The organism is Streptomyces lancefieldiae (genome assembly GCF_031845825.1).
In the GTDB taxonomy this organism is placed as follows: domain Bacteria; phylum Actinomycetota; class Actinomycetes; order Streptomycetales; family Streptomycetaceae; genus Streptomyces; species Streptomyces lancefieldiae.
On sequence record NZ_JAVRFH010000204.1, the window covers coordinates 1 to 1530 of the forward strand.

The 1530-nt window shown below is 72.4% G+C and carries 1 pseudogene; it reads right to left on the reverse strand.

Annotation, left to right across the window (positions count from 1 at the left end):
• Nucleotides 1–1499: pseudogene (locus tag RM812_RS41615) on the reverse strand (hypothetical protein); the annotation flags it as partial.
• Nucleotides 1500–1530: the final 31 nt, after the last annotated feature.

The following is a 1530-nucleotide window of genomic DNA, read 5'->3' on the forward strand; positions in this document are numbered from 1 at the left end:
GACAGCAGATCCGTCACCGCCTGGTCGACCGCGCCACGGATCTCCCGCTCGGTTCGGCGAACGGCGTCGAGCCGGCACAGCTCAGCGCCCATCCCCCAGGTGGCCACCGCCACGTCGACGGCCTCGGCCACCAGCTCCTCGACCCGGCGCTCGTCACGGCACCGGTCGCACAGACCGGCCGCTTCCGGCTTCCCGCACACCGTGCAGGCAACCGCCTGCCGTGCGGCCTCCTGGGCCGCGTGCTGGGCCCGTTGCTCCGCCCACACCCGCTCACGGACCTGGCGCTCCTGGACGGCCTGCTCCCGGCGCACTGCCGCGAAGGCGGCCTCCTGCTGCCAGCATGCGTTCAGCTCCGCCTCGAACACTGGGCGGTCAACCCGGCCGCCGGCCAAGGCCGTGGTCGCCTTGGTGAAGGCACGGGTCCGCAGCGCCCGTCCGTCCAGGACCAGCATCTGGCAGGCGGCGCAGTCGGCGCGGGTGTCCATCCGCCGTCCGTCGTCGCACCGGCGATCCGGGCACACCGCCCGGCGCGGCAGAGCACGGCCGACCAACCAGCCCACCGGGTCGGTGACAGGCACCGTGCCCTGCTGAGCCAACCGGCGCTTGAGCCGCTCCCGCAAGATCCGCTCGGCGTCCACCTCCGGACCGCACGCTCCCGAGATCTCGCCGAGCTCCGCCCGCACCACCTTCGTGACGTACCGCCGCGTCGTCAGCCGTCCCAGCCGGCCCCACACCATCGCCACCGGCTCCAGCACGCGCTCCAGACCCTTGGGCACCTGAGCCCACACCGGCGGCGGCCCGCCCGACGCAGACCGCCACGCCTGAAGCGTCGACGCCGCGGCCGACGAATCCGACTGCCCCTTCGCTAGCAGCAGATCAGGATTCTCCCCGCGAAGCGGGCCGTCCCCGCCATCGACGACCGGCACGTCATCGTGGAGGCCATCGTCCGATGCCGTGGAGTTCCGGCCATCGCACGCGCGTATCGGCTGACGGCAGGACCCCGATGCGGCTTCGCCGGAAAACCCGAGACCACCAGCAACCTCACCAGATACATCAGCCAGAGGAGTGTGGTCGGCGTGAGGGTCCGAAGCAGCGCAACTCGCCTCGAACGCCTCAAAGGCGGTTTGACCTGCGAAAAAATCGTCCTCGCCGTCGCCGAGATCCCTGGGGGCAGTTTCGGAAGCCTCCACGGCTGCCTCAAGATCGGCCCACGACAGCTGTCGCCATCCGTCCCCCTCCACCACAACCGCGCCGTCGGCCTTGTCCTGCTCGGCACACCGAACACAGCGCACGCCACCGTCAGCAGGCGCCGGACCCACCAGCTCCGAACCCTCAGAGGCAGCAGCGTCCTCACCGGCGGCCGCGGCCCCGTGCGCGGCCGCCACAGCCGGCAGCCGGAGCTGGCCTGCCCCGCCCGTCACGACCCCGGCGACACGGAGCCGCTCCAGCACCGTCGCGGCTACGGGCACACCGCATCCCAGCAGCCGCGCCAGCGTCACGGCCGCGCGCCCGTAACGAGCCTCCGACTTC